This window comes from Pigmentiphaga litoralis (genome assembly GCF_013408655.1).
GTDB lineage: Bacteria > Pseudomonadota > Gammaproteobacteria > Burkholderiales > Burkholderiaceae_B > Pigmentiphaga > Pigmentiphaga litoralis_A.
The window spans coordinates 21,749-46,838 of sequence record NZ_JACCBP010000004.1 but is presented as its reverse complement, the minus strand read 5'-3'; the positions used below and the strand labels follow the sequence as shown (position 1 = coordinate 46,838).

General features: G+C 64.1%; 19 protein-coding genes. 13 read left to right on the top strand and 6 right to left on the bottom strand.

Annotation, left to right across the window (positions count from 1 at the left end):
• Positions 1 to 34: 34 nt before the first annotated feature.
• The 7 genes from allB (at position 35) to HD883_RS26970 (ending at position 7,201) form a co-directional block, all read left to right on the top strand.
• Positions 35 to 1,507, top strand: a complete 1,473-nt coding sequence (allB, locus tag HD883_RS27000) for an allantoinase AllB (protein ID WP_179590939.1) — start codon at positions 35 to 37, stop codon at positions 1,505 to 1,507.
• On the top strand, positions 1,504 to 2,424 hold the full coding sequence (locus HD883_RS26995) for an ABC transporter ATP-binding protein (protein ID WP_179590941.1): 921 nt from the start codon (positions 1,504 to 1,506) through the stop codon (positions 2,422 to 2,424). Before allB ends, HD883_RS26995 begins: the two co-directional genes overlap by 4 nt.
• Positions 2,421 to 3,254, top strand: a complete 834-nt coding sequence (locus HD883_RS26990) for an ABC transporter permease (protein ID WP_257022730.1) — start codon at positions 2,421 to 2,423, stop codon at positions 3,252 to 3,254. The genes HD883_RS26995 and HD883_RS26990 overlap by 4 nt, the downstream gene beginning before the upstream one ends.
• A 25-nt stretch (positions 3,255 to 3,279) precedes the next feature.
• The gene (locus HD883_RS26985; RefSeq protein ID WP_179590942.1) at positions 3,280 to 3,906 is read left to right on the top strand and encodes an LOG family protein; all 627 of its coding nucleotides are present in this window, start codon (positions 3,280 to 3,282) and stop codon (positions 3,904 to 3,906) included.
• On the top strand, positions 3,903 to 4,316 hold the full coding sequence (locus tag HD883_RS26980; protein WP_179590944.1) for a DUF3830 family protein: 414 nt from the start codon (positions 3,903 to 3,905) through the stop codon (positions 4,314 to 4,316). Before HD883_RS26985 ends, HD883_RS26980 begins: the two co-directional genes overlap by 4 nt.
• A gap of 44 nt (positions 4,317 to 4,360) precedes the next feature.
• Positions 4,361 to 5,407: an ABC transporter substrate-binding protein gene (locus HD883_RS26975; protein ID WP_218863690.1), complete on the top strand. Its 1,047-nt coding sequence runs from the start codon at positions 4,361 to 4,363 to the stop codon at positions 5,405 to 5,407.
• 141 nt (positions 5,408 to 5,548) lie between these two features.
• Positions 5,549 to 7,201, top strand: coding sequence for an amidohydrolase family protein (locus HD883_RS26970; RefSeq protein ID WP_257022729.1), 1,653 nt, complete (start codon positions 5,549 to 5,551; stop codon positions 7,199 to 7,201).
• A gap of 49 nt (positions 7,202 to 7,250) precedes the next feature.
• On the opposite strand, the gene HD883_RS26965 is transcribed toward HD883_RS26970, so the two are convergent.
• From HD883_RS26965 to HD883_RS26955, 3 genes are all read right to left on the bottom strand, one after another.
• Positions 7,251 to 8,243: a tripartite tricarboxylate transporter substrate binding protein gene (locus HD883_RS26965; RefSeq protein ID WP_179590946.1), complete on the bottom strand. Its 993-nt coding sequence runs from the start codon at positions 8,241 to 8,243 to the stop codon at positions 7,251 to 7,253.
• Between the two features lie 286 nt (positions 8,244 to 8,529).
• The gene (locus tag HD883_RS26960; protein WP_306455956.1) at positions 8,530 to 9,354 is read right to left on the bottom strand and encodes a GntR family transcriptional regulator; all 825 of its coding nucleotides are present in this window, start codon (positions 9,352 to 9,354) and stop codon (positions 8,530 to 8,532) included.
• Positions 9,355 to 9,547: 193 nt separating this feature from the next.
• Positions 9,548 to 10,516: a tripartite tricarboxylate transporter substrate binding protein gene (locus HD883_RS26955; protein WP_179590950.1), complete on the bottom strand. Its 969-nt coding sequence runs from the start codon at positions 10,514 to 10,516 to the stop codon at positions 9,548 to 9,550.
• Positions 10,517 to 10,760: 244 nt separating this feature from the next.
• Here HD883_RS26955 and acnA point away from each other — a divergent pair, with 244 nt between their 5' ends.
• Complete coding sequence (gene acnA / locus HD883_RS26950) at positions 10,761 to 13,391, top strand: aconitate hydratase AcnA (protein ID WP_179590952.1); 2,631 nt, start codon at positions 10,761 to 10,763, stop codon at positions 13,389 to 13,391.
• A gap of 68 nt (positions 13,392 to 13,459) precedes the next feature.
• Positions 13,460 to 14,617 carry a 2-methylaconitate cis-trans isomerase PrpF gene (prpF, locus tag HD883_RS26945; protein WP_179590954.1) on the top strand — a complete coding sequence of 386 codons (1,158 nt, stop codon included), beginning with the start codon at positions 13,460 to 13,462 and terminating at the stop codon, positions 14,615 to 14,617.
• Positions 14,618 to 14,705: 88 nt separating this feature from the next.
• On the opposite strand, the gene HD883_RS26940 is transcribed toward prpF, so the two are convergent.
• The 3 genes from HD883_RS26940 to ilvA all read right to left on the bottom strand — a co-directional run bounded on the left by HD883_RS26940 (position 14,706) and on the right by ilvA (position 18,739).
• Positions 14,706 to 15,539 carry a shikimate dehydrogenase family protein gene (locus HD883_RS26940; protein WP_179590956.1) on the bottom strand — a complete coding sequence of 278 codons (834 nt, stop codon included), beginning with the start codon at positions 15,537 to 15,539 and terminating at the stop codon, positions 14,706 to 14,708.
• Positions 15,540 to 15,555: 16 nt separating this feature from the next.
• Entirely contained in the window at positions 15,556 to 16,998 is a 1,443-nt protein-coding gene (locus tag HD883_RS26935; RefSeq protein WP_179590958.1) for an MFS transporter, read from the bottom strand.
• A 196-nt stretch (positions 16,999 to 17,194) separates the two neighbouring features.
• Positions 17,195 to 18,739: a threonine ammonia-lyase, biosynthetic gene (ilvA, locus tag HD883_RS26930; protein ID WP_257022728.1), complete on the bottom strand. Its 1,545-nt coding sequence runs from the start codon at positions 18,737 to 18,739 to the stop codon at positions 17,195 to 17,197.
• 212 nt (positions 18,740 to 18,951) lie between these two features.
• Between ilvA and HD883_RS26925 the strand changes: the two genes are divergently transcribed.
• From HD883_RS26925 to HD883_RS26910, 4 genes are all read left to right on the top strand, one after another.
• Positions 18,952 to 19,968 (top strand): Bug family tripartite tricarboxylate transporter substrate binding protein, encoded by a 1,017-nt coding sequence (locus tag HD883_RS26925; RefSeq protein WP_179590962.1) that lies wholly within the window; start codon positions 18,952 to 18,954, stop codon positions 19,966 to 19,968.
• Positions 19,969 to 19,991: 23 nt separating this feature from the next.
• Positions 19,992 to 20,561 (top strand): YqaA family protein, encoded by a 570-nt coding sequence (locus tag HD883_RS26920; RefSeq protein ID WP_179590964.1) that lies wholly within the window; start codon positions 19,992 to 19,994, stop codon positions 20,559 to 20,561.
• 64 nt (positions 20,562 to 20,625) lie between these two features.
• A complete protein-coding gene (locus tag HD883_RS26915; RefSeq protein WP_179590966.1) occupies positions 20,626 to 20,982 on the top strand; it encodes an arsenate reductase in 357 nt (118 codons plus the stop codon).
• Between the two features lie 115 nt (positions 20,983 to 21,097).
• On the top strand, positions 21,098 to 25,027 hold the full coding sequence (locus HD883_RS26910; protein WP_179590968.1) for a DUF3683 domain-containing protein: 3,930 nt from the start codon (positions 21,098 to 21,100) through the stop codon (positions 25,025 to 25,027).
• The last annotated feature ends 63 nt before the right edge of the window (positions 25,028 to 25,090 follow it).

Below are 25,090 nucleotides of genomic sequence, written 5' to 3'. Positions count from 1 at the left end.
CAATCCGCAGGGCATTTGAGCAAGGAACGAAGTCATGAGTCAGGTAGACCTGGTTATCCGCGGCGGCAAGGTGGTGTCGCCCGATCACATCATCGAGGCGTCTGTCGCCATTGATAACGGCATCATCGTCGCGGTGGGTCATGACGACCTGATGCCCTCGGCCCGCGAAGACATCCGCGCTGACGGCCTGTACCTGTTGCCCGGCGCCATCGACAGCCACGTGCACTTCCGCGATCCCGGCTATCCCAACAAGGAAACCTGGAAGACCGGTTCGGCCGCGGCGGCTTGCGGCGGCGTGACCACCGTGTTCGAAATGCCCAATACCAACCCCGCCACCGGCACGGTCGAAGCCCTGCGCATCAAGCAGAAGGCGGCGGAATCGTCGTATGTGGACTTCGGCATTCACGGCCTGTTCGGTGACGACACCGTGGACCGCCTGGAAGAACTGCTGGACGCGGGTGTCACCAGCTTCAAGGCCTTTGTGGGCAACACCTTCGGCAACCTGCCCGCGCCCACCGACGGCTGCCTGCTCGAAGGCTTTGAAAAACTGGCGCCGCTCGGTATTCGTACCGTCGTGCACGCCGAAAATTCGTCCATCATGGCCCGCCGCCAGGCCAAGCTGCAGGCCGCCGGCCGCAACGACCCCTTCGCGCATCTGGCCGCGCGCCCGGCCGTGGCCGAGATCGAAGCCATCGGCCGCGTGGTCACGCTGGCCGAATGGACCGGCGCCCGCGTGCACATCGCGCATCACAGCTCGGCCGACTCGCTGTACCTGCTGCGCGAGGCGAAGCGCCGCGGTGTGGACGTCACGGCAGAGACCTGCCCGCAATACATGCTGATGAACGTGAACGAGATGTCTCGCCTGGGCGGCATCCTGCGCCTGAACCCGCCAATCCGCGAAGCACGCCATAACCAACCGCTATGGGATGCGCTGATGGATGGCACCATCGACATGATCGCGACCGACCACGCGCCGCACACGCCCGAAGAAAAAACCCGCGAAAGCATCTGGGATTGCGATTGCGGCTTCCCAGGTGTCGAAACGCAAATGCCCCTGATGCTGACCGAGATCAACAAGGATCGCGCCACGCTGATGGACTACGTGCGCTGGAGCTCGGTCAACCCTGCCAAGGCCTGGGGCCTGTATGGCGTCAAGGGTGTGATCGCCGCGGGCTCGCACGCCGACATCGCCATCGTCGACATGGACAAGCAGGGCGTGGTCAACCAGGGCAAGCTGCAAAGCGTGAGCAAGATCTCGCCGTGGAACGGCCGCGTCGTCAAGGGCTACCCGATCCACACGCTGGTGCGCGGCCGCTTCGTGATGCGTGACGGGGCCCTGGTGCAGGACGCCGCCGGCTGGGGCGTATCGGTCAAGGCCGTCCAGAAGATGCCCACGCCCAAGCCGCGCAATACCGAGACCTACACCACCGCGATCCTGACGCGGCCGGAAGGCGCCCCTGTCAGCGCGCGGCCGTCCGCCGACGTGATCGAAGGAAAACTGCCATGACCCAATCGTTCATCGATCTGGCCAACGTCTCGCTGCAATATGGCGGCGGCACGATCGCGCTGGATCACACCGACCTGCGCATCGACAAGGGCGATTTCGTGGCCCTGGTCGGGCCCAGCGGCTGCGGCAAGTCCACGATCCTGAAGCTGGTTGGCGGGCTGCTTACGCCCACCTCGGGCGCCGTGATCGTGGGCGGCCGCGAAGCCGGATCGCCCGGGTCGCGCATCCATAACCCGCATGCCCCGTGCGTGCGGATCGGGCTCGCTTTCCAGAACCCGACGATGCTGCCGTGGCTCACGATCCGCGAAAACGTCATGATCCCGCTCAAGATCGTCGAGCCCTTCCGTTCCGACTACGCCCGCAAGAAAAAGGGCGAATTCGCCGAACGCGCCGAAGCGCTGCTGGCGCAGGTCGGCCTGAAAGGCTTTGGCGACAAGCGTCCGTGGCAACTGTCGGGCGGCATGCTGCAGCGCGCATCGCTGTGCCGCGCGCTGGTGCACGAACCGCAACTGCTGTTGCTGGACGAACCCTTCGGTGCACTGGACCAGTTCACGCGCGAAGAGCTGTGGGCCATCATGCAGGACCTCTGGATCACCAAGCGCCCGACGGTGCTGCTGGTGACGCATGACCTGCGCGAATCGGCGTACCTGGCCAATCGCATCTGTGTCATGAGCTCGCGCCCTGGCCGCATTCTTGAAGACCGGCCGGTGGAGTTCGCCCGCCCGCGCACCCTGGAATCGAGCTACGCGCCCGAGTTCGCGACGCTGGTGCAGGAATTGCGCATGCGGATTGCCCATGCACGCACCGACAGCGATGCGCAGGAAGCTGCCGCGGATGCGGTTGCCCATGCCGTTGCCGATGCGGCCGCCACCCCGGCGGCCACCCCCGCCGTCACCACCCCAAGGAGAGTCGCATGAGCGCGGCATCCCCCTCGATCCCTGCCGTGAAGGCCGCAGCCAAGCCCGCCTCGCGGATGAATCCCAAAACCAAACGCTACCTGCTGTCGGCGTTGACGCTGGTCGGCTTCTTCCTGTTGTGGGAAGTGATCTGCCTGGCCAGCGGCGTGTCCGACCTGGTGCTGCCGCGGCCGTCGCAGATCGCCGTCGTGCTGTGGCAGAAATTTCCGCTGCTGTGGCCGCACACCGTGCAGACCCTGTACACCACCGTAGTTGGCTTCGCGCTGGGCGTGCTGGTGGGTGTCGTGATCGGCGTCATCATCGGTTCGTCGCGCCTCGCCTATGACGTGGCCTATCCGCTGCTGGTCGGCTTTTCCAGTATCCCCAAAGTGGCCGTCGTGCCGATCTTCGTGGTCTGGTTCGGCTCGGGCACCGTGCCCGCGATCCTGACCTCGCTGGTCATCAGCATCTTCCCGGTCGTGGTGAACGTCGCTACCGGCCTGGCAACGACCGAGCCCGAACTGGAAGACGTGCTGAAGGTGCTTGGCGCCAGCAAGCGCGACATCCTGTGGAACGTGGGCCTGCCGCGCGCCTTGCCCTACCTGTTCGCGTCGCTCAAGATCGCCATCACCCTGTCGTTCGTCGGCACCGTGCTGTCCGAAACCGTGGCCGCCAACAAGGGGATCGGGAACGTCATGATGATTGCCAGTGGCAACTTTGATGTGCCGCTGGTGTTTGCCGGCCTGTTCATCCTTGCCGTGCTGGGTGTGCTCTTATATGCCATCTCTGCGTATATCGAAGGCCGGCTGACCGGCTGGACCCAACGCAAGACCGACATGGCCATGGCCTGAGCCCATCAACGTTTCGACAATTTTCATGACGACACCGACCTCTCCCATCGACGCGATCACCGCGTCGCCCACCCTGCTGAAAAGCGTGGCGGTTTTTTGCGGATCCAACTTTGGCGCATCGCCGGAATACGCCGATGCCGCCCGCGCCCTGGGCACCGAAATCGCCCGCCGCGGACTGACCCTGGTCTATGGCGGCACGCACAAAGGCCTGATGGGCCTGATGGCCGACGCTGCGCTGGCCGCCGGCGGCCGGGTCGTTGGCATCATCAACCAACGCCTGCATGACCGCGGCCATCTGCATCCCAAGTTGACGCAACACGAAATCGTGACCGACATGCGGGCCCGCAAGGCGCGCATGGCCGATCTGGTCGACGCCTTCATCGCCATGCCGGGCGGCCTCGGCACGCTCGAAGAACTGTTCGAGGCGGCCACGCTCACGCAACTGGGCGACCACACCAAAGCCTGCGGCGCGCTGAACGTGCGCGGCTTCTATGACCCCATGCGCGCCATGCTGACGCGCGCCGTGGACGAAGGCTTCCTGAAGACCGAGCACCGCGACATGATCGTGATCGATGCCGACCCGGCGTCCCTGCTCGACGGGCTGGCCGACTGGAAAGCCCCGACGGTCACCAAGTGGATAGAAAAGACATGAGCAAACGCATTCGCATGACGGCCGGCGGCTACACCTTCATTGCCGAGACCCATCCCGACGCGCCACTGACCGTGGCCGCCTTCGAAAAACTGCTGCCCTACCGACAAAAGCTGATCCACGTGCGCTGGAGCGGCGAAGGCTGCTGGATTCCCTTGGGCGACTTCCGCCTGGGCGTCGATTTCGAAAACCACACCAGCCATCCGTCCAAGGGCGACATCCTGTTCTACCCGGGCGGCTACAGCGAAACCGAGATCATCCTGGCCTATGGCCCGTGCTCGTTTTCCAGCCGCATGGGCCAGCTCGCCGGCAACCACTTCCTGACCCTGGTCGAGGGCCAGGAACACCTTCAAGCCCTGGGCAAAAAGGTGCTGTGGGAAGGCGCGCAAGACGTGCTGTTCGAAGCGATCTAAGTAAAAAGCTGTCCCTTTTTCTTTCATTCACCAGGATCACCACCATGCGTTTTGTCCCGCTCCGCCGCGTACTTCTGGGCGCACTCGCCGCCGCCGTGTTCGCCCCGATGATGGCCCACGCGCAAGCGCCCGCTGCTGTCACGCCGATCAAGTTCGTGCTCGACTGGAAGCTCCAGGGGATCCACGCGTGGTATTACCTGGCGATGGACAAGGGCTATTTTGCGCAAGAAAAAATCGACCTTACCGTCGACCAAGGTGACGGCTCCGCCAATGCCGTGACCAAGGTCATGGCCGGCACCTACCAGGCGTCCTTTGGCGACGTGAACGCCATCGTGCAAGCCGCCGCCACCCGCCCCGACCAGGCGCCCGTGATGGTCTACATGCTGTACAACACCGCGCCCTACGCGATCATGACCAAGGCCAGCAGCAACATCCGCACGGTCAAGGATCTGCAGGGCAAGACCATCGGCTCGCCCGCCGGCGGCGCGGCCTACAAGATGTTCTCGGTACTGGCCGAAAAGAACGGCATCGATCCTTCCAAGGTCACGTGGACCAACATGGCGCCCAACCTGCAAGAACAGATGCTGCTGCGCGACCAGGTCGAAGCGTCCGCCGTGTTCACCGTCACCAGCTACATGAACCTGGTCGCGCAAAACGTCGACCCGGACAAGGACATCCGCTGGATCAACTATTCGGAAAACGGCATCGACCTGTACGGCAACGGCGTGCTCGTGTCCCGTCAGCTGATCAAGGAAAAACCGCAAGTCGTGGCGGGCCTGGTGCGCGCCATCAACAAGGGCGTGCGTGATGCCATCGCCAATCCCGACGCCGCGATCGACGCACTGGCCAAACGCGAACCGCTCATCAACAAAGACCTGGAAAAGCGCCGCCTGATGTACGCGCTGAAGAATGTGGTCCTGACACCCGAAGCCATGAAGAACGGCGTCGGTGACGTGAACGACGAACGGTTTGCGCGTTCCATCGACCAGCTTGCCAAAGCCTTCGAACTGACCGCCAAGCCGGCAGCCAAAGACGTGTTCGACCGCAGCTTCCTGCCGCCCGTGGCGGAACGTCAGTTCTCGGTGAAGTGAACGGAAAACAGTGGTCGAGTTTCGATGATCGTCGTCCGACGATCACGGCTCAATAATCTTGAAGAACTGGCCCACGTGAGCGAGCGCGCAACCTGATCGAAGCGGGTCGCGCCACGTGCGGCCAGCATAGAGGAGGGCGCGATGGCGGACCCACGCAACATGCAATACCGGGGCGCCACCGGCGCCCACATCATCGATGCCGATAGGTTGCTGGCCGACCCTGGTGGTGAAGCTGCGCGCAAAGAGGTGCAGGTCGTCATCGAAGGCGGCAGGATTGCGGCGATCAATAGTTCTGCGTCTTCCAGCGCGCCGTCTTCCCGCCGCCTTGTCCTGCCCGCACTATCCAACGCCCACGATCACGCCCGCACCTTCCGCAGCGCCACCCTCGGCGCCTTTGCGCGGCCGCTGGAAGGGTGGCTGCCCTTCCTCGGCGTCACGCCCCCGGCCGACCCCTACCTGGGCGCGGCCACGTCGTTCGCCCGATCGGTGCGGCACGGCGTGTCCCACCTCATGGTCCACTACACCCGGGTGCAGGGCAGCCTGCCGTACGTCGACGAAGTCGAAGCCGTCGCCCGCGCGGCCCGCGACGTCGGCGTCAACATCGGCTTCGCGGTGGCAATCAGCGACCGGCACGCCATCGGCTACGCCGACGACGCCACCGTCCTGCAAGCTGTCCGCCCCGCCATCCGCGACGAAGTCGCCGCCCGCCTCAAACCGTCGCCCCTGACGCCCGCCGACTACCTGGCCCGCGTCGACGACGTCGGCGCCATGCTCCAAGCCGGCGGCTACACCGACCACGTCACCCTGCAATACGGGCCCGGCGGCGTGCAGTGGTGCAGCACGCCGCTGTTGTCGGCCATCGCCCAGGCCAGCGCCGACACCGGCCGGCCCGTGCACATGCACCTGCTTGAAACCCGCTACCAGCGCGACTGGGCCGACCGCACCTTTCCGGACGGCCTGGTCCGCTACCTGGACGACATCGGCCTGCTCAGCCCGCGCCTGACGCTGGCGCACTGCGTCTGGGCCCGGCCCGACGAACTTGCACTGCTCGCCGAACGCGGCGTCACCATCGCCATTAACACCAGCTCCAACCTCGGCATCCGGTCCGGCATCGCCCCCGTTGGCGAGATGCTGCGCCAGGGCTGCCGCGTCGCCATGGGCCTTGACGGCCTGGCCCTGGACGAAGACGACGACGCCCTGCGCGAAATGCGCCTGGCCTACGCCCTGCACCGCGGCTGGGGCTACGACGTCGCCATGACGCCGGCAGATCTATGGCGCTTCGCCGCGCGCAATGGGCGGCGCAGCGTGGTGGGAATGGCGGGCGAAGCTAGAGAAGCCGGCACTCTCGGTGACATGGCAGTCGGCGCCTCGTCTGGCCGTGCCGCCCGCTTTGATAGCAACGGCGTTGGCCACATTGCCAGCAGCACCCTTGCCGATACCGCCACGGTGTCAGGCGGCCGACTCGTCGCAGGTGCCCCCGCCGACCTGCTCGTCCTCGACTGGGACGCCGTCGACGACGACGCCCTGTTCGACGACGTCGACCCGCTCGACATCCTGCTCGCCCGCGCCCACGCCGGCCATCTGCAGGACGTGTACATCGGCGGCCGCAAAGTGGTCGAAGCCGGCCGTGTCATCACTGTCGACGAAGTTGGCATGCGCAAGGAACTGATCGCGCAGGTCCGCGCCAGCCTGAAAGGCAATGCCGCTGCGGCGCGGTGGAAAGACGTGGTGGGGCATCTGGCCGACGACCTCGGCCCGTTCTATCGAAACAGCCCGTTTGGCGGCTGTTGCTGACGGGTATCTCCAGCAGGCCTTCGGTATCTGCCATCACACCCGGGCAGACCTATTCGACCTTGATGCCGCGTTTTTTCACCAGAGCGCCCCAGCGTTTGGCTTCATCCGCCAGCAGGACACCAAACGCTTGAGGGCTGCCACTCGCGGCCGTCAAGCCGTCAGACTCCAGCCCCTCCTTCATGCCAGGTGCCTGAAGCGAATCGTTGATGACTGCGTTGAGTTTCTTCACGATATCCGCGGGAACGCCTTTGGGCGCGATGATGCCGTGCCAGTTCGTGACGGCGAAATTTGGCAGACCAGATTCGATCATCGTGGGCACCTGGGGAAGCGCAACAAGCCGGCTTTCGGTGGTGACGGCGAGCGCCCTCAACTGGCCTGACTTGATGAAGGGCAGCGTCGATGCAACGGTTCCAAAGACGAGTTGGACCTGTCCTGCCACGGCATCCACCAGCGCAGGCGAGGTGCCACGATAGGGGATGTGCAGCATGTTGGTGCCCGTCGTATCAAGAAAATATTCCGAGACAAGATGGGTGATGCTGCCCGTGCCGGCCGACCCATAGCTCAATGCACCAGGCGACTTCTTTGCGACCGCGATCATCTCTGGGACAGTGTTGACGGGCAGCTTCGGGTTCACGGCGACGATAAACGGTCCACGCGCCAACTGGGCAATCGGCGTGATGTCATTGATCGAGTCGAACGGCAGCTTGTACAGCGCCGGGTTGACCGTATAGCTCGCGGCGGCAAGGAAGAGTGTGTACCCATCTGCAGCCGACTTCAGGGCCAGGGTGGCGCCCATGTTGCCGCCTGCGCCCGGCTTGTTTTCCACGATCACCGGTTGCCCGAGCTTCTCGCTCATTTTGGTGGCCACCAGGCGGGCAATGAAATCGGACCCGCCCCCGGGTGCGAAGCCGACGATCAGACGAATGGGCTTGGTGGGGTAAGCGGTCTGGGCCAGGGCGGCCGCCGGCAGGCCGAAGCTTACCGTGCCACAGCACAGGCCAAGGAGGATGCTTCGGCGCAAGCGGGTGTTAACGAGTGTCATGGTGTCTCCTGCGATCCTATGTCAGGTCGCAATGTATAAATTGACTTGATAAGTCAGTTCCAGGCTTTGAATTCGGCGAGTTAGGCAACGTAAGTAGCAAGTAAGATCAGTCTTCCTGAATCAAGATATTGTTTTAAATGATCATATAGAGCAATAAGGAAGATGACAACCGATTGCGCTTGCGCTTCGGGAAAACACCGGGACGCCAACCGCCAGCCGAAAAAAAACCTCGCCGTAGTGGAGAGGTTCTGTTGCCGGATGCGGGCATCGAGCCTGACGCTTCTCGTCAGCCAGACGTCTTCTTCACCACAATGTTGCCTGCACCAAAGACCTTGGCGCGCCGGGCATCTTCCAGATGGCTGCGCATCAGGCCGGCCGCACCCACCAGGTCCTGCTTTGCAACCGCATCAAGAATGGCCAGATGCTCGCGCGCCTGGGTGGAACGGGCCGGGCGGTTCGCAGCCTGGCTGTATTCGACCAGGCGGCGCAGTTGATCCATGCGGCGCACGGACTGGGCAATGAAACGATTGCCCGACCACGTCGCAAGCGTTTCATGAAAGCGGCTGTTCGCCTCGAACAGTTCGATGGCAGTCATGGTCTCGAAGCCGCCCGCGACGATGTGCTCTTGCTCGCGCCGGATATCCAGCAGCTTGGCTGGGTCGGACTGGAAGCTCGAGCTGAGCAAGCCGGCAGGCTCGATCGATTGCCGGAACAGGTAGCTTTCCTCGTAGGCCTCAGGGGAGTTGATCATCGGCAGGAAAAGCCAGCCGCTCCCGACCCGCTGTTCGGCCCAGCCTTCGTTCGCGATGCGCGACAGCACCTTTCGAAGCGTGGATCGCGCCACGTCAAAGCGTCGCATGAGTTCGGACTCGTTGACTTCGTCCGGCAAGGTTCCTGACAACCGGGCCTGCGCGATATCCAGATACAGCGGGTCATCGGGCGTTGCCCCCAATGCCTCGGCCATCCCCCCAAGCTCGTCCGAGTTCTTGGCCATGAAGAACCGCCGATTCGCGTCCTGCCGCACGACGCCGATGGTGGCCAGATACCGCATGGCAACCTGCACAGGCGTTCTGGACGTGCCAATTTTTTCGGCCAGCAGCAGCTCGGGCATGGGATCCCCAACCCGGCGATTTTCGCGGCGTGCAACAGAAATGATCTCGCGCGCAACGCGGGTTTGCAGCGGAGTGAGTGGCAAGGTAGGTTCGGGCATGCCGCGAGTTTATCGTGCTTCCCCTCGCGCACCATGCCGGCAAGCAGATGGCCGGGCAACATGACCAGAACGGGTGATGTGTCTCCCCGCATTGTCATTCCACCTTCGCGCCAGCCTGTCTGACGGCCTTGCCCCATAAGTCGGTTTCACGGCGCAGCAACGCTTCGGTGTCCGTTGGCGACCGATAGGCGGCGGATGCCCCGCTGGATTGCAAGGACGCCTTGATGTCGCTGTCGCCGGCAATGTCACGCAGTGCGGTCGACAGCCGCTGGATCACGGCGGGCGGTGTGCCGGCCGGGGCAAACAGCGCCATCCAGTAAAGGACTTCATACCCCTTTACGGTCTCGCCCAGCGGCTTCAGTTCAGGCAGGGCGGACACTGCGACCGCGTCGGTCACCCCGTAGGCTTTCACGCGGCCGGACTTGATGAGCGGCATGGCTTCGAGCGTGGATGCCCAGAACAACTGGATCCGTCCTCCAATCAGATCGGTGATGGCAGCCTGGCTGCCCTTGTACGGCACATGCAACATCTTGATGCCTGCCATGGAGGCGAACATTTCTCCCGCCAGGTGATTCACCGCGCCGTTGCCCGAGGAGCCAAAGCTGACCGTATCGGGGTGCGCTTTGATGAAGCTGATGAGGTCTGCCGTCGTGGCCGGCGCCAGATCCTTGTTGGCGATCAGCGTATAGCCGGTGGTTGCGAAAACGCCGATCGGAGCGAGGTCCTTGCCGGCGTCGTAGCCCAGCTTGGAATACAGCGTCGGGTTGATGGCCAGGGTGGAGGTGCCCATCAACAGGGTGTAGCCATCCGGGGCGGCGCGCGTGACAGCTTCCGTGCCGATGTTGGTCCCGGCGCCGGGCTTGTTTTCCACGACGACTGCCTGCCCGAGCGTCTGTGCCAGACGGGCGCCCACCTGTCGCGTCACGACATCGGTAAACCCGCCCGCCGGGAAGGGCGCGACGATCTTGACCGGCTTGTCGGGGTACTGCGCGAAGCCGGTGGGTGCCATCAGCGACAACGTCACGAGAACGACGGCAGACAGCGTCGTACAGAGCTTGGTCATGAGATCTCCTATATGTTTTATCTAGTCATTTAGTTTTATTCGTATCAGTTAGCACGCATGCCGAGCTGCTTGATCAGCTTCGACCCTATGGCGTTTTTTTTAAATCTACCGGCGGCGTGCGTATCTGCCGTTCGCAGCGAGTCATCGGGGTCTCTATTTTCTTGATTGCTTAATGATTTTTCTAATCATATAATTCATCAAATCGAAAAGCAATGCTGCTGAAAACATTCGTGGAGCCATCAAGATGCGTAAAGAATCCCTTCCGCTGCCAGGCCATGACGGTCTGACCTATTGGTCCGTTGAGAACGCGGTGGGTACGGTCCGCCACGCAAAGATGTCCTTCACCTGTCGTGTGCTTGCCGAGAACATTCTTCGCAACTGTCCTGCAGAACATCGCGAGGCGGCGCTCGCCCTGGTCACCCAGCGCAATCGCGACGCAGACTTCCCCTTCTTTCCTGCAAGAGTCATCCTGCAAGACTTGCTTGGGACACCGGCGCTGGTGGACTTGGCCGGCATGCGAGACGCCGTCGCGGAAGCCGGTGGCGATCCATCGGTCGTCAATCCCAAAGTACCCACCCACCTGGTGGTCGACCATTCCTTGAATGTGGAAGTCTCGGGTGCAACGCACGACGCCATGGCGCAGAACATGGCCATCGAGCAGAAGAAAAATGCGGAGCGATTCGAGTTCCTGGCCTGGTGCAAAAAGGCGTTCACGAACCTGGATGTCCTGATGCCCGGGAACGGCATCCTGCATCAGGTGAATCTGGAATATTTTTCGCCCGGCGTTCAGCAGTCGGACGGCGTGGCCTATCCCGATACTCTGGTCGGCACCGACAGTCACACGACGATGATCAATGCGCTGGGTGTGCTGGGTTGGGGCGTGGGTGGCATCGAAGCCGAGTCCGTCATGCTGGGCCGACCGATCTGGATGCGGCTGCCGCAGATCATTGCCGTCAGGCTGTCAGGCCGCCGGCCCGCGGGCGTGATGGCCACCGATGTGGTGCTGGCCATTACTGAATTCCTGCGCACGCAAAAGGTGGTGGGCGCCATTCTTGAATTCGGTGGGCCCGGTGCGGCGGCGCTGTCATTGAATGACCGCGCGACCATCTCGAACATGGCGCCCGAGTTCGGTGCCACCGCCGCGATGTTCGCGATCGATGACAACACGTTGAGTTTTTTGCGCCAGACCGGCCGTACTGAAAAAACGGTACGGCTGGTCGGGGCCTATGCCAAGGCCCAGGGCCTGTGGGCGGACGCGTTGACCGAAGCCGACTACGACCGCACGCTGACGTTCGACCTGGACACGGTCACCCGTTCGCTTGCCGGGCCCGCCAATCCGCACCAGCGGGTTCCGCTGTCGGCGTTGAAGCAGAGGGGGGTGGCCGGGCCGACGATCCGTCGCGCGGCGGCGCCGGGTTCGGTATCTGATTCCGCGTCGGGTACGGCGCGTGAGGCGCTGAACGACGGATCCATCGTCATCGCCGCCATCACCAGTTGCACCAACACGTCGAACCCGCGCAACGTCATTGCCGCAGGCTTGCTGGCGCGCAATGCGCTCGAACGGGGGCTGACGCGCAAGCCCTGGGTGAAGACTTCTCTGGCGCCCGGATCGAAAGCCGTGGAGCGTTACCTCGCCTCCGCCGGTCTGATCGACCCGCTGGAAAAAATGGGCTTCGGCATCATCGGGTTTGGTTGCACGTCCTGCAACGGCATGTCCGGCCCGCTCGATGCCGACATCGAGTCGGAAATCATGGCGAATGACATCAAGGCCACTGCCGTCCTGTCGGGCAATCGCAACTTCAATGGCCGGATCCACCCTCGGGTGAAGGAAGCCTTCCTGGCGTCGCCTGCTTTGGTGGTGGCCTACGCCATCGCGGGCACGATACGCAATGACATCGAGAATGATGCGATCGGTACGGATCACTCCGGCGCGCCCGTGTTTCTGGCCGATGTCTGGCCAAGCGACCAGGCCATCGACGAGGTCCTGGAAGCGCACGTCCACAAGGACCATTTCATCGAGGTGTACGCGGCCATGTTCGGCAACCAGGATCACCTGCGTGACCCGGCCCAGGCCAACGTGCCGCTGCAATTTCCCTGGCGCGCCGATAGCACCTACATTCAGCGGCCGCCTTATTGGACCGCGGGGCTCACATCGCCTGCGGGCTTTGCAGGAATGCGCGCGCTGGCGGTACTGGGCGACAACATCACCACCGACGATCTGTCGCCATCGGGCGCGATCCTCAAGGACAGTGCGGCTGGCGAATACCTGATGCAGCACGGCGTTGCGCCGGTGGACTTCAATTCCTACGGCACGCGGCGTGGCAATCATGTGGCCGCCATTCGCGCCACGTTCGCGAACAATCAACTTCGTAATGAGATGACGCCGGATGTGCTCGGATCCGTCACCCGGCTGGAACCCGAGGGCACCGTGATGCGCCTGTTCGAGGCGGCCGAAATCTACATGGACCGAGGCCAGGAGCTGATCGTGGTTGCCGGCAAGAATTACGGCGCTGGATCGTCGCGCGACTGGGCGGCAAAAGGCGTTCGACTCATTGGCGTACGGGCGGTGGTGTGCGAAAACTTCGAACGTATCCATCGCAGCAATCTGGTGGGGATGGGGGTGTTGCCACTCGAGTTCGAAGCCGGCACGACGCGCCTCACTCTTGGTCTGGATGGCAGCGAACGTTACAGCCTGCTCGATGTCGACGGCGTCCCCGCACCGGGCGCTACGTTGCGCCTGCGTATCGAACGCGCCGACAGCACCGGGCTGACGGTGCCAGTGACGTGCCGGATCGATACCGATGAAGAAGTACAGGTGTTCGAGGCGGGCGGTCTGCTTCAGCGCATCAGCCGTGAATTCCTTGAACCCGCGTGATAGCACGCGATCATGACTCCCATCGGCTCTGCCGTTGCCTTTTTCAACCCCCAGCCACGGAATCTTCCATGACCCAGCTTCGCGTTCCCGCCGTGTATATGCGCGGTGGCACCAGCAAAGGCGTTTTCTTTCACGCAGGCGATCTGCCTGCCGACCCGGGGCAACGCGACCGGCTATTGCTTCGGGTGATCGGCAGCCCGGATCCCTACGGCAAGCAGATTGACGGAATGGGCGGCGCAAGCTCAAGCACCAGCAAGGTCGTCATCATTGCAACATCGGCGCGCGACGATGCCGACGTGGATTACTACTTTGGCGCGGTCGACATCGAAAAGCCAGTCGTGGATTGGTCGGGCAATTGCGGCAACCTGACTGCTGCGGTCGGTCCGTTTGCCATCAGCGAGGGCCTGGTCTCCGTCCCACCGGACGGTATCGCGGTCGTCAGGATCTGGCAGGCGAACATTTCCAAGATGATCGTTGCGCGCGTGCCCATGAAGGACGGCGAGGTCATGGAGGAAGGCGACTTCGAACTCGATGGTGTGACGTTCCCGGCGGCCGAAATCAAGATCGAGTTCATGGAACCGGGCGGCGATGCGGATGATGAAGGCGGGGCAATGTTTCCAACGGGAAACAAGCTGGATGTGATCGATGTCCCAGGCGTCGGGCCCGTCGAGATGACGATGATCAATGCAGGAAATCCGGCCATCTTCATCGACGCCGCCACGCTGGGCCTGACCGGGACGGAGCTGCAAAAAGACGTGTCGGGCAATGCCGACCTGCTCAAAAAAGCCGAGGCGATCCGGGCACACGCCGCCGTCGCCATGGGCCTCGGCGCATCGGCGGAAGAAGTCAGCCGGACCCGGCTGCATACGCCCAAACTGGCTTTCTTTGCCAAGCCTGCGTCCTACACGGCGTCGAACGGCAAGGCGGTAGGTCAGGACCAGATCGACATTGTCGCGCGCATCTTTTCGATGGGTGCGCTCCATCACGCCATGACAGGCACGGGCGCAGTGGCCATTGCCGTCGGGGCTGCCATCCCGGGCACCCTCGTCAGTCGTGTGCTGGGCGGCAGCCAGACCTCGATCCGCTTCGGTCATCCTTCCGGAACGCTGGCTGTCGGCGCGGAAGCGAAAGAGGTCGAGGGGGAATGGGTGGTCACCAAGGCCATCATGAGTCGTACCGCCCGGCGGCTGATGGAAGGCGTGGTCAGGGTGCCCGCCGTCGGTTAATCAAGGCCACTGAGCCAGCCATCCAACTGAGCCAGCCATCCGAAAACCGCGGTACCGGACGTGCGGGCTCAGCAGGTGCACCGTTCCTTCATTCCGGCAACCGCGCCACCTTCCGCAACTCGTCCGCCGTCGCCGTCCCGAACCCGAAGAACTCCAGATACGCCGGGATCTGCTCGAACAGCATGTCCGTGCCGACCTGGATGCCGCAACCTTTGGCTTGCGCGGCCTTCAGCAGCGGGGTCATCGTCTCCTTCATCACCACCTCGCCCACGAACGTTTCCGGATCGATCCGCGACACGTCGAAGGGCAGGGGATCGCTGGCCTGCATGCCCAGCGGGCTGGCGTTGACGATCAGGTCGAAGCCGGCGGGATCGTTCGATCCGGTCTCGATCGCCAGATCGGGATAGTGCTCGGCCAGCCGCACGGCCAGGGCGTGGGACGACGCAGCCGACACGTCGTACAGCGCCAGTTCCGCCACGCCGGCCGCGGCCAGCGATGCGGCGATGGCGCAGCCGACGCCGCCGTTGCCCGACACCAGCACGCGGGCGCCGGTCAGTGCGACGCCTTTGCGCTGCACGCCGCGCACAAAGCCCGCGCCGTCGAACATGTCGCCAAGCAGGGAACCGTCGGGCCGGCGCAGCACCGCGTTGCAGGCGCCGGCCACGCGGGCCGTGGTCGTGACCTCGTCAACCAGGTCCATCGTGGTGATCTTGTGCGGCATGGTGATCAGCGCGCCGGCCAGGTTGGTCAGCGTGAACAGCTGGCACAGGGTGGCCGGGTAGTCCTGCGCGCGGACGCCCATGGGCACGACGACGGCGTCGATGCCGCGGCTGTCGAACCAGGGGTTGTAGATCATCGGCGCACGAAAGCTGTCGGTGGGAAAGCCGATGTGCGCGATGAGCCGGGTGGTGCCTGTGATCATGGCGGCGTCCTGTCGATCAATGGCGCGATGACGAGGTGGCTGGCGCGGTCGCGGCCGGGTCAGCGCCCACCTCGCCCTTGGCCATCGTCTGTGCTCGCAGCCGCAGGTATTCCGCCTTGTCCACGGGCTGCGCCTGCGCATTGCCCAAGTCATCCATCCGCACCCGGTAGGTTTCGCGAGCCGTCCATGCCGACAGGGCCGCAATGCCGCAGATGCTGAGCGTGATCATGCCGATGGTGAACGGAATGTCGGTGGACCCGGGGGGCGCGACGGTCACGAACAGCGCGGGCAGCAGGGCGGTAAACGCCGTGCCGACGTTCTGCGAAATCGCCATGCCGGACACGCGGGTGCGCGCCGGGAACATTTCGGGATAGAAGCTCGGGAACACGGCGTTGTAGCCCTGGTAGACCACGCCCCACATCAGCAGCGACAGCACGATGGCGAGCGGCACGTTGTGGATGCTGATGGCGTACAGGTAGCCGAAGGACAGCAGGCCCGAGGCCAGGGCGCCCACGATGATGGGCGGGCGGCGGCCGATGCGGTCCGACAGATTGCCCACGAACGGGATCACCAGCACGGCCAGGATGTTGCCCATGACCGGGATCCACAGGTACACGTCCTTGGCAAAACCGATGCCGTAGCCAGGCTGCACCGCGTAGGCGGCGCCGAACACCGTGGCCACGACCGGGATCACGTTCATCAGCGAGCACAGCATCACGCGGATCATGTCGCGCCAGCTGTCGGTCACGGCCTGGATCACGGGGGCCTTGGGCACCTGGCCCTTGGCGTCGACTTCCTGGAATACGGGGGTTTCGTGCACCTGGCGGCGGATGATGTAGCCCGCCACGATCACCAGGAAGCTCATGATGAAGGGCACGCGCCAGCCCCACGACAGGAAGGCGTCGGGCGACATGTAGTGCGCCAACGGCAGGAAGACCGCGGCGGCCAGCACCTGGCCGGCCTGCACGCCCTGCAGCGTGAAGCTGGAATAGAAGCCGCGCCGGCCAAACGGCGAGTGCTCCAGGATCATCGAGCTGGCGCTGGAAATCTCGCCGGCCACTGCGAAGCCTTGCACCAGGCGCAGCGCCACGAGCATGGCGGGCGCCCACAGGCCGATCTGGTCGTAGGTGGGCAGGAGGCCCACGGCCACGGTCGAAAAGCCCATCAGGAACATGCACAGGATCAGGACGCGTTTGCGGCCGTGCGTGTCACCCCAATGGCCCAGCACGACCGCCCCGATGGGGCGCGCGATGTAGCCGACGCCATAGGTGGCGAGCGACGCAATGATGGCGACCTTGGGATCGGATTTGGGAAAGAAGATCTGCGGAAAGATCAGCGCCGCAGCGGTCGCGTAGATGAAGAAATCGTAGTACTCGAGGGCCGAGCCGATCCAGCCGCTGGCAGTCGCCTTGCGGGTCTGGCGCGACGCCTTGGGGGGATCGGATGCGTGGGTGTTCATGGGTGTCTCCTGGGAGCCCGTATCGGGTCATTTACGGCCGTGCAGCGCCGTCTGGCGGGGTGGACGCAATCTACAGAGAGGCCCCCACCCGAACAACGCGCGGGGCGTGGTTCGGCAATTCACGATCCGTGAACCCAAGGACAGAACGAAAAAAAAGCCTCCATGCAGGAGGCTTGTTGTCAGACGGGCAAAACGGTCAGCGCAGGAACAGCGCGTAGGCCGGATTCTTGGACTCGTCCCAGTAGCGGTAGCCCAGGTCTTTCAGGAAACCGGCAAACACTTTCTGATCGGACGGTGGCACCTGCAGGCCGACCAGGATGCGGCCATAGTCCGCGCCCTGGTTCCGGTAATTGAACAGGCTGATGTTCCAGGTCGGCGACATCGAGCTCAAAAAGCGCATCAACGCGCCGGGCCGTTCCGGAAATTCGAAGCGGTACAGCAGTTCGTTTTCGGCCATCGGCGCCGCGCCGCCGACCATGTGGCGCAGGTGAGTCTTGGCCAGTTCGTCGTGCGACAGGTCCAGCGCGGTAAAGCCGTTGCGGCGGAAGTTGGCCGCGATCTTGGCCGATTCGCCATGGGCCGAAATCTGCAGGCCGACAAACACGTGCGCCTTGGCCGACGTGCCCATGCGGTAGTTGAATTCGGTCACGTTGCGGCCGCCGACCAGTTCGCAGAAGCGGCGGAAGCTGCCGCGTTCTTCGGGCATGGTCACGGCAAACACCGCTTCACGCGCCTCGCCCACTTCCGCGCGTTCGGCCACGAAGCGCAGGCGGTCGAAGTTCATGTTGGCGCCGCAGGCGATCGCGGCCACCGTCTTGTTCTTCCATTTGTTGGCAGCCAGATACTGCTTGGCGCCGGCCACTGCCATGGCGCCCGACGGTTCCAGCACGCTGCGCGTTTCCTGAAAGACGTCCTTGATGGCGGCGCAGATGGCGTCGCTGTCGACCACGACAAAATCGTCCACGTACTTGCGCGCCAGGCGAAAGGTTTCTTCGCCCACCAGCTTGACGGCGGTGCCGTCGGCAAACAGGCCGACGTCGGGCAGGGTGACGCGGCGGCCCTTGCGCACGCTTTGCATCATGGCGTCGGATTCTTCGGTCTGCACGCCAATGATCTTGATCTCGGGCCTGAGCGCTTTCACGTACGCCGCCACGCCGGAAATCAGGCCGCCGCCGCCGATCGCCACAAAGATCGCGTCGAGCGGGCCCGGATGCTGGCGCAGGATTTCCATGCCGATGGTGCCCTGGCCGGCGATGACGTCGGGGTCGTCGAACGGATGCACGAAGGTCAGCTTCTGCTTGGCTTCCAGTTCCTTGGCGTGGTGGTAGGCGTCGGTAAAGCTTTCGCCGAACAGCACCACTTCGCCGTCACGGGCGCGTACGGCGTCAATCTTGACCTGGGGCGTGGTGACCGGCATGACGATCACGGCACGACAGCCCAGGCGCTGTGCCGACAGGGCCACGCCCTGGGCGTGGTTGCCGGCCGACGCGGCGATCACGCCCCGCGCCAGCGCCTTGGGCGGCAGGTTCGCCATCTTGTTGTAGGCGCCGCGCAGCTTGAAGCTGAACACCGATTGTGTGTCCTCCCGCTTGAGCAGCACCGTGTTGCCAATACGCGCCGACAGCTGCGGCGCAGGGTCGAGGGCGGTTTCGACGGCAACGTCGTAGACCTTGGCGGTCAGGATGCGCTTGAGGTAGTCGGTGGACATGGCGGTGGGTGCGTAGGCGGTTGGCGAAGCCAAATAGTGTGACACATCTGTACACGCAGGAAAAAATCGTGAGCAAGCTTGGGGCTAGCCCACGCGCCGCGCAGGGCTGCCCGCAACCTGGGATATGCTCTGCGCGACGGTCCGCTTCGCGAGCGGCCCGGCCCCGAGCACTGCGCACCGCACTACCGAACACCGCACACCGCACACCGCATCACACAAAAACGACAGCACGACACGGAGCACACATGTCTTACGCCCTCCCGACGCGCCCAGCCGGCCGTCTGCCTCGAATCACCTTTCTGGTTGCCGCACTGGCCGGCGTTGCCGCCTTCGCGGCGGCCGTTCCGTCCTACGCGCAAAGCGACTACCCCAGCAAGCCTATCCGCCTGATCGTCCCGTACGCGGCCGGCGGCTTTGCCGACACCCGCGCGCGCCTGATCGGCGAGCAGCTGGGCAAGGCCCTGGGCCAGACGGTCGTGGTGGAAAACAAGGCCGGCGCCGGTGGCGTGATCGGTACCGATGCGATCGCCAAGGCCGCGCCCGACGGCTACGTGATCGGCATGGGCAACCTGGCCCCGCTGTCGGTCAATCCCACCCTGATGAAGAATCTGCCCTACCAGCCGCTGAAAGACCTGGCCCCCGTGGTGCTGATCGAAACCGGTCCGCTGATCCTGAGCGTGGCCAATTCGGTTCCCGCCAAGTCGGTGCAGGAACTGATCGCCATGGCCAGGAAGCAGCCGGGCAAGCTGGCCTTCGGGTCGTCGGGCGTGGGTGGCGCGCACCATCTGTCGGGCGAAATGTTCAAGATGCAGGCCAAGATCGACATCGTTCACGTGCCTTACAAGGGCGGCAACCTGGCCGCGACCGACCTCTTGGCCGGCCACATCCCCATGATGTTCGAGATGGGCTACGCGGCGCTGCCGTCGATCAAGGCCAACAAGATCCGGCCGCTGGCGGTCACGTCCACCAAACGCCTGGCCGTGCTGCCCGACGTGCCGACCCTGGCCGAGTCCGGCCTGACCGGGTTCGAGTCGTATAACTGGCAGGGCATCGTGGCCCCGGCCGGCACGCCGCCAGCGATCCTGAAGCGCCTGAACACCGAGATCAACAAGCTGCTTGACGCCGGTCCGCTCAAAACGGCCATTGTCGATTCGGGCAGCCAGGTCGGGGGCGGCACGCCCGAGACCTTCGGCGCCTTCATCGCCAGCGAATCGACCAAGTGGTCGACGCTGGTGAAAGACGCCGACATCCGGATGGAGTGAGCGGGCACTTTCCGACACTGCATATGGAAGCCTGGATCCAATCCTCCGTCAACTGGCTGCTCACCACCCTGGCCTTGCCCGAGGTCGGGCTGTCGGCAATTTTTGTCGTCAGCCTGATCTCGGCGACGCTGTTGCCGCTGGGTTCCGAGCCCGCCGTGTTCGGATATGTGAAAATATCGCCTGAGATGTTCTGGTACGCGGTCGGCACGGCCACCCTGGGCAATACGGTGGGCGGCATGATCAGCTACTGGATGGGCCGCGCCGCCAAGAACGGCGTGGACCGCCTGCGGCACCGCCACGAAGCGCACCGCCTGGCCGAAGGGCACCACGGGCCGCCGCGGCCGATCGATCACCCCCACGGGGATCCTGGGCAGCACGGCCGCTGGCACGCGCACGCCAGGCGCTGGCTGGATCGCTGGGGTCCCAAGACGCTGCTGCTGTCCTGGGTGCCACTGGTGGGCGATCCGCTGTGCGCCGTGGCCGGCTGGCTCAAGCTCGATTTCTGGCCAAGCGTGCTGTACATGGCGATTGGCAAGCTGGCCCGCTACATCACCATGACCGCAGCGTTGCTGTGGATGTTTTCGCCGAACTGACCGCGCGGGGGGCCCCGCCGGAAACCGTCTGCTTCGGCCACCCCTTTCTGTATGCGATCCGTTCATGACCTCGACCACGCTCTATGGCCTGCCCAACTGCGATTCCTGCCGGAACGCGCGCAAGTGGCTGACCGCCCAGGGCATTGCGCACGACTTTGTCGATTACCGCCAGGCGCCGCTGCCGGCCGCCACCCTGCAAGACTGGTCGGCCCAGGTCGGCGGATGGAAAACGCTGGTCAACCGATCGTCCACCACCTGGCGCAACCTGCCGGATCCCGTCAAAAATCCCCAGACCGATGACGACTGGCTGGCGCTGATCGCGGCGCAGCCGACCCTTGTCAAGCGGCCGGTGTTGCAGACGCCCGACGGCGTCGTCAGTGTGGGATTCTCCGAAAAAAGCTATAACGCACGGTTCGGCTGACGTTTTTCCGCCGCCTTGCGGATGACTCGCTTTTGCCCGTCCTGTGGGCTTGCCCCACCTTGCACATCGGGCCGTCGGCTAGAATGACGGCCCAAGGGAAGAAGTTTTACCCATCATGAACGCCCCGCTGCCTCTCGACCTCGTCGCCCCGCCCGCCACTGCCCGGCTGCGCGAAATCCCCTACAACTACACGTCGTTTTCCGATCGCGAGATCGTTCAGCGCCTGCTCGGGCCGCAAGCCTGGGACATGCTGAACGACCTGCGGGGAGAACGGCGCACGGGCCGATCGGCGCGCATGCTGTACGAAGTGCTGGGCGACATCTGGGTCGTGCGGCGCAATCCGTATCTGCAGGACGACCTGCTCGACAATCCCAAGCGCCGCCGCGCGCTGGTCGAAGCGCTGGAACACCGCCTGCGCGAAGTGCAGCGCCGCCGCGAACCCGCCGACAGCGAACGGGACGGCAAGGTGGGCCGCCTGCTCGACATGGCGCGTGCCGCGGTGCAGGCGTTCGAACTGGAGTTTTCCGACACGGCCGACCTGCGCCGCCGGGCGCTCAAAACGCTGGGCCGCATCACGCAGCGCGACAACATCAAGTTCGACGGCCTGTCGCGCGTGTCCCACGTGACCGACGCCACCGACTGGCGCGTGGAATTCCCGTTCGTTGTCCTGACGCCCGATACCGAACTCGAAATCGCCGCCATGGTGCGCGCCTGTATCGAGCTGGGTCTGACCATCATCCCGCGTGGGGGTGGCACGGGCTACACGGGCGGCGCGGTGCCGCTGACGTGGAAGTCGGCCGTCATCAACACCGAAAAGCTCGAAACCCTGGGTGACGTCGAACTCGGCCCGCTGCCGGGCGTCGACAAAGAAGTCGCCACGATCTTCTCGGGCGCGGGCGTGGTCACCAAACGCGTGTCCGACGCGGCCGACAAGGCAGGCTTCGTGTTCGCGGTCGACCCCACGTCGGCCGAAGCGTCCTGTGTGGGCGGCAACGTCGCCATGAACGCCGGCGGAAAAAAGGCCGTGTTGTGGGGCACCGCGCTCGACAACCTGGCCTGGTGGCGCATGGTGGACCCGCAAGGCAACTGGCTCGAAGTCACGCGCCTGGACCACAACCTGGGCAAGATCCACGACGTGGCGGTGGCCCGCTTCGAATGCAAATGGTCCGATGGCGCCCACGCTCCGGGCGAGCGCCCGCTGCGCAGCGAAACGCTTGAAATCCACGGCCGCGTGTTCCGCAAGGAAGGCCTGGGCAAGGACGTGACCGACAAGTTCCTGTCGGGCCTGCCGGGCATCCAGAAGGAAGGCACCGACGGCCTGATCACGTCGGCGCGCTGGGTGCTGCACCGCATGCCCAAGCACGTGCGGACGGTCTGCATGGAATTCTTCGGACAGGCGCGCGACGCCATTCCGTCGATCGTCGAAATCAAGAACTACCTGGACGGCGAAGGCATGGCGCGCGGCGCGATCCTGGCCGGCCTGGAACACCTGGACGAGCGCTATCTGCGCGCCGTGGGGTACGCGACCAAAAGCAAGCGCGGCACGCTGCCCAAGATGGTGCTGATCGGCGACATCGTCGGTGACGACGACAACGCCGTAGCCGTGGCCGCGTCCGAAGTCGTGCGCCTGGCCAACACGCGCCATGGCGAAGGGTTTGTTGCCATCAGCCCCGAAGCCCGCAAGAAGTTCTGGGCCGACCGCTCGCGCACCGCCGCCATCGCGCGCCACACCAACGCCTTCAAGCTGAACGAAGACGTGGTGATCCCGCTGCCGCGCATGGGCGAGTACACCGACGAAATCGAACGCATCAACATCGAACTGTCGACCCGCAACAAGCTCAAGCTGATCGATCAGCTGATGCCGTTCTTTGACGGCGATCTGCCCCTGGGCAAGAGCGAAGATGGCGAAGGCGACAAGCTGTCGCCAGAAGACCTGCTGGGCGACCGGCCGGTGCAGGCGCTGGAACTGCTGAGCGCCGTGCGCGAACGCTGGAACTGGGTCTTGCGCAACATGGACCTGCCGCTGGCCGATACGCTGGGCGAATTCGCCCGCATCGGCCTGGGCAGCATGCTGCCGGCCCTGCAGGAACGCCTGCAGCGCCAGCCCGACGCGCGGGTGTTCGACGTGGTGCAGGACCGCACGGTGCGCATTTCCTGGCGCGCCGAATTGCGCGCCCCGCTGCAGCGCATCTTCCTGGGCGCGGCCTATCTGCCGATCCTGGCCAAGGCGCAGGAAATCCACGACAAGGTGCTCAAGGGCCGCGTGTTCGTCGCGCTGCACATGCACGCTGGCGACGGCAACGTGCACACCAACCTGCCGGTCAACTCCGACAACTACGAGATGCTGCAGGAAGCCAACGAGGCCGTCGTGCGCATCATGGATGTGGCGCGGTCGCTGGACGGCGTGATTTCGGGTGAGCACGGCATCGGCATCACCAAGTACGAATTCCTGTCGGACGCCGAACTGGCGCCGTTCCAGGACTACAAGCGCCGCGTCGACCCCGACAACCACTTCAATGCCGGCAAGCTGATGCCGGGCGGCGACCTGCGTCACGCCTACACGCCCAGCTTCAACCTGATGGGCCACGAATCGCTCATCATGCAGCAGAGCCACATTGGCGAGATTTCCCACGCCATCAAGGACTGCCTGCGCTGCGGCAAGTGCAAGCCGGTGTGCGCGACCCACGTGCCGCGCGCCAACCTGCTGTATTCGCCCCGGAACAAGATCCTGGCCACGTCCTTGCTGGTCGAAGCCTTCCTGTACGAAGAGCAAACGCGCCGCGGCATCAGCATCAAGCACTGGGAAGAATTCGAAGACGTGGCCGACCACTGCACGGTCTGCCACAAATGCGAAAAGCCCTGTCCGGTCGATATCGACTTTGGCGACGTATCCATGAAGATGCGCAGCCTGCTGCGCCGCATGGGCAAGAAGTCGTTCAATCCGGGCACGACGGCGGCCATGTTCTTCCTGAACGCCAAGGATCCGCGCACCATCAACGCGACGCGCACGGCCATGGTCGGCATCGGCTACAAGGCCCAGCGCCTGGCCAATGACCTGCTCGGCAAGTTCGCGCGCAAGCAGACCAGGCTGCCGCCGGCCACGGTCGGCAAGGCGCCGATGCGCGAGCAGGTCGTGCACTTCATCAACAAGAAGATGCCGGGCGGCCTGCCCAAACAAAGCGCCCGCAAGCTGCTGGATATCGAAGACGCCAAGTACGTCCCGATCATCCGCAATCCGCAGGCGACCAGCGCCGACACCGAAGCCGTGTTCTATTTCCCGGGTTGCGGGTCCGAACGCCTGTTCTCGCAGGTGGGACTGGCCACCCAGGCCATGTTGTGGCACGTGGGCGTGCAGACCGTGCTGCCCCCGGGCTACCTGTGCTGCGGGTATCCGCAGCGCGGCAACGGCATGGAAGACAAGGCCGAAAAGATCATTACCGACAACCGCGTGCTCTTCCATCGCATGGCCAACACGCTGAACTACCTGGATATCAAGACGGTGGTGGTCAGCTGCGGCACCTGCTATGACCAGCTGGCCGGCTATGAATTCGAGAAGATCTTTCCGGGATGCCGCCTGATCGACATCCATGAATATCTGCTGGAAAAGAACGTCAAGCTGGAAGGGGTGACAGGCACGCGCTACATGTATCACGACCCCTGCCACACGCCCATGAAGCTGCAGGAGCCTATGAAGACGGTCAAGGCGCTGGTGGGCCCGGACGTCGAAAAAAGCGATCGCTGCTGTGGCGAGTCGGGCACGCTGGCCGTGACCCGGCCGGACATTTCCACGCAGGTGCGCTTTCGCAAGGAAGAAGAACTGCGCAAGGGCGCCGACAAGCTGCGTGCCGATGGCTTTGATGGCGACGTGAAGGTGCTGACGTCCTGCCCGTCCTGCATGCAGGGGCTCAAGCGTTACAACGAAGACGCCAACCTGGATGCCGACTACATCGTGGTCGAAATTGCCCGCCACCTGCTGGGCAAGGACTGGATGGAAAACTACGTGAAGGTCGCCAACGACGGGGGCATCGAGCGCGTGCTGGTGTAAGTGCATGGGAGGCATCGGGCCTCGAGCAATTAAAGCTCAAGTAAGCGGGGATGCGTTCGTTAA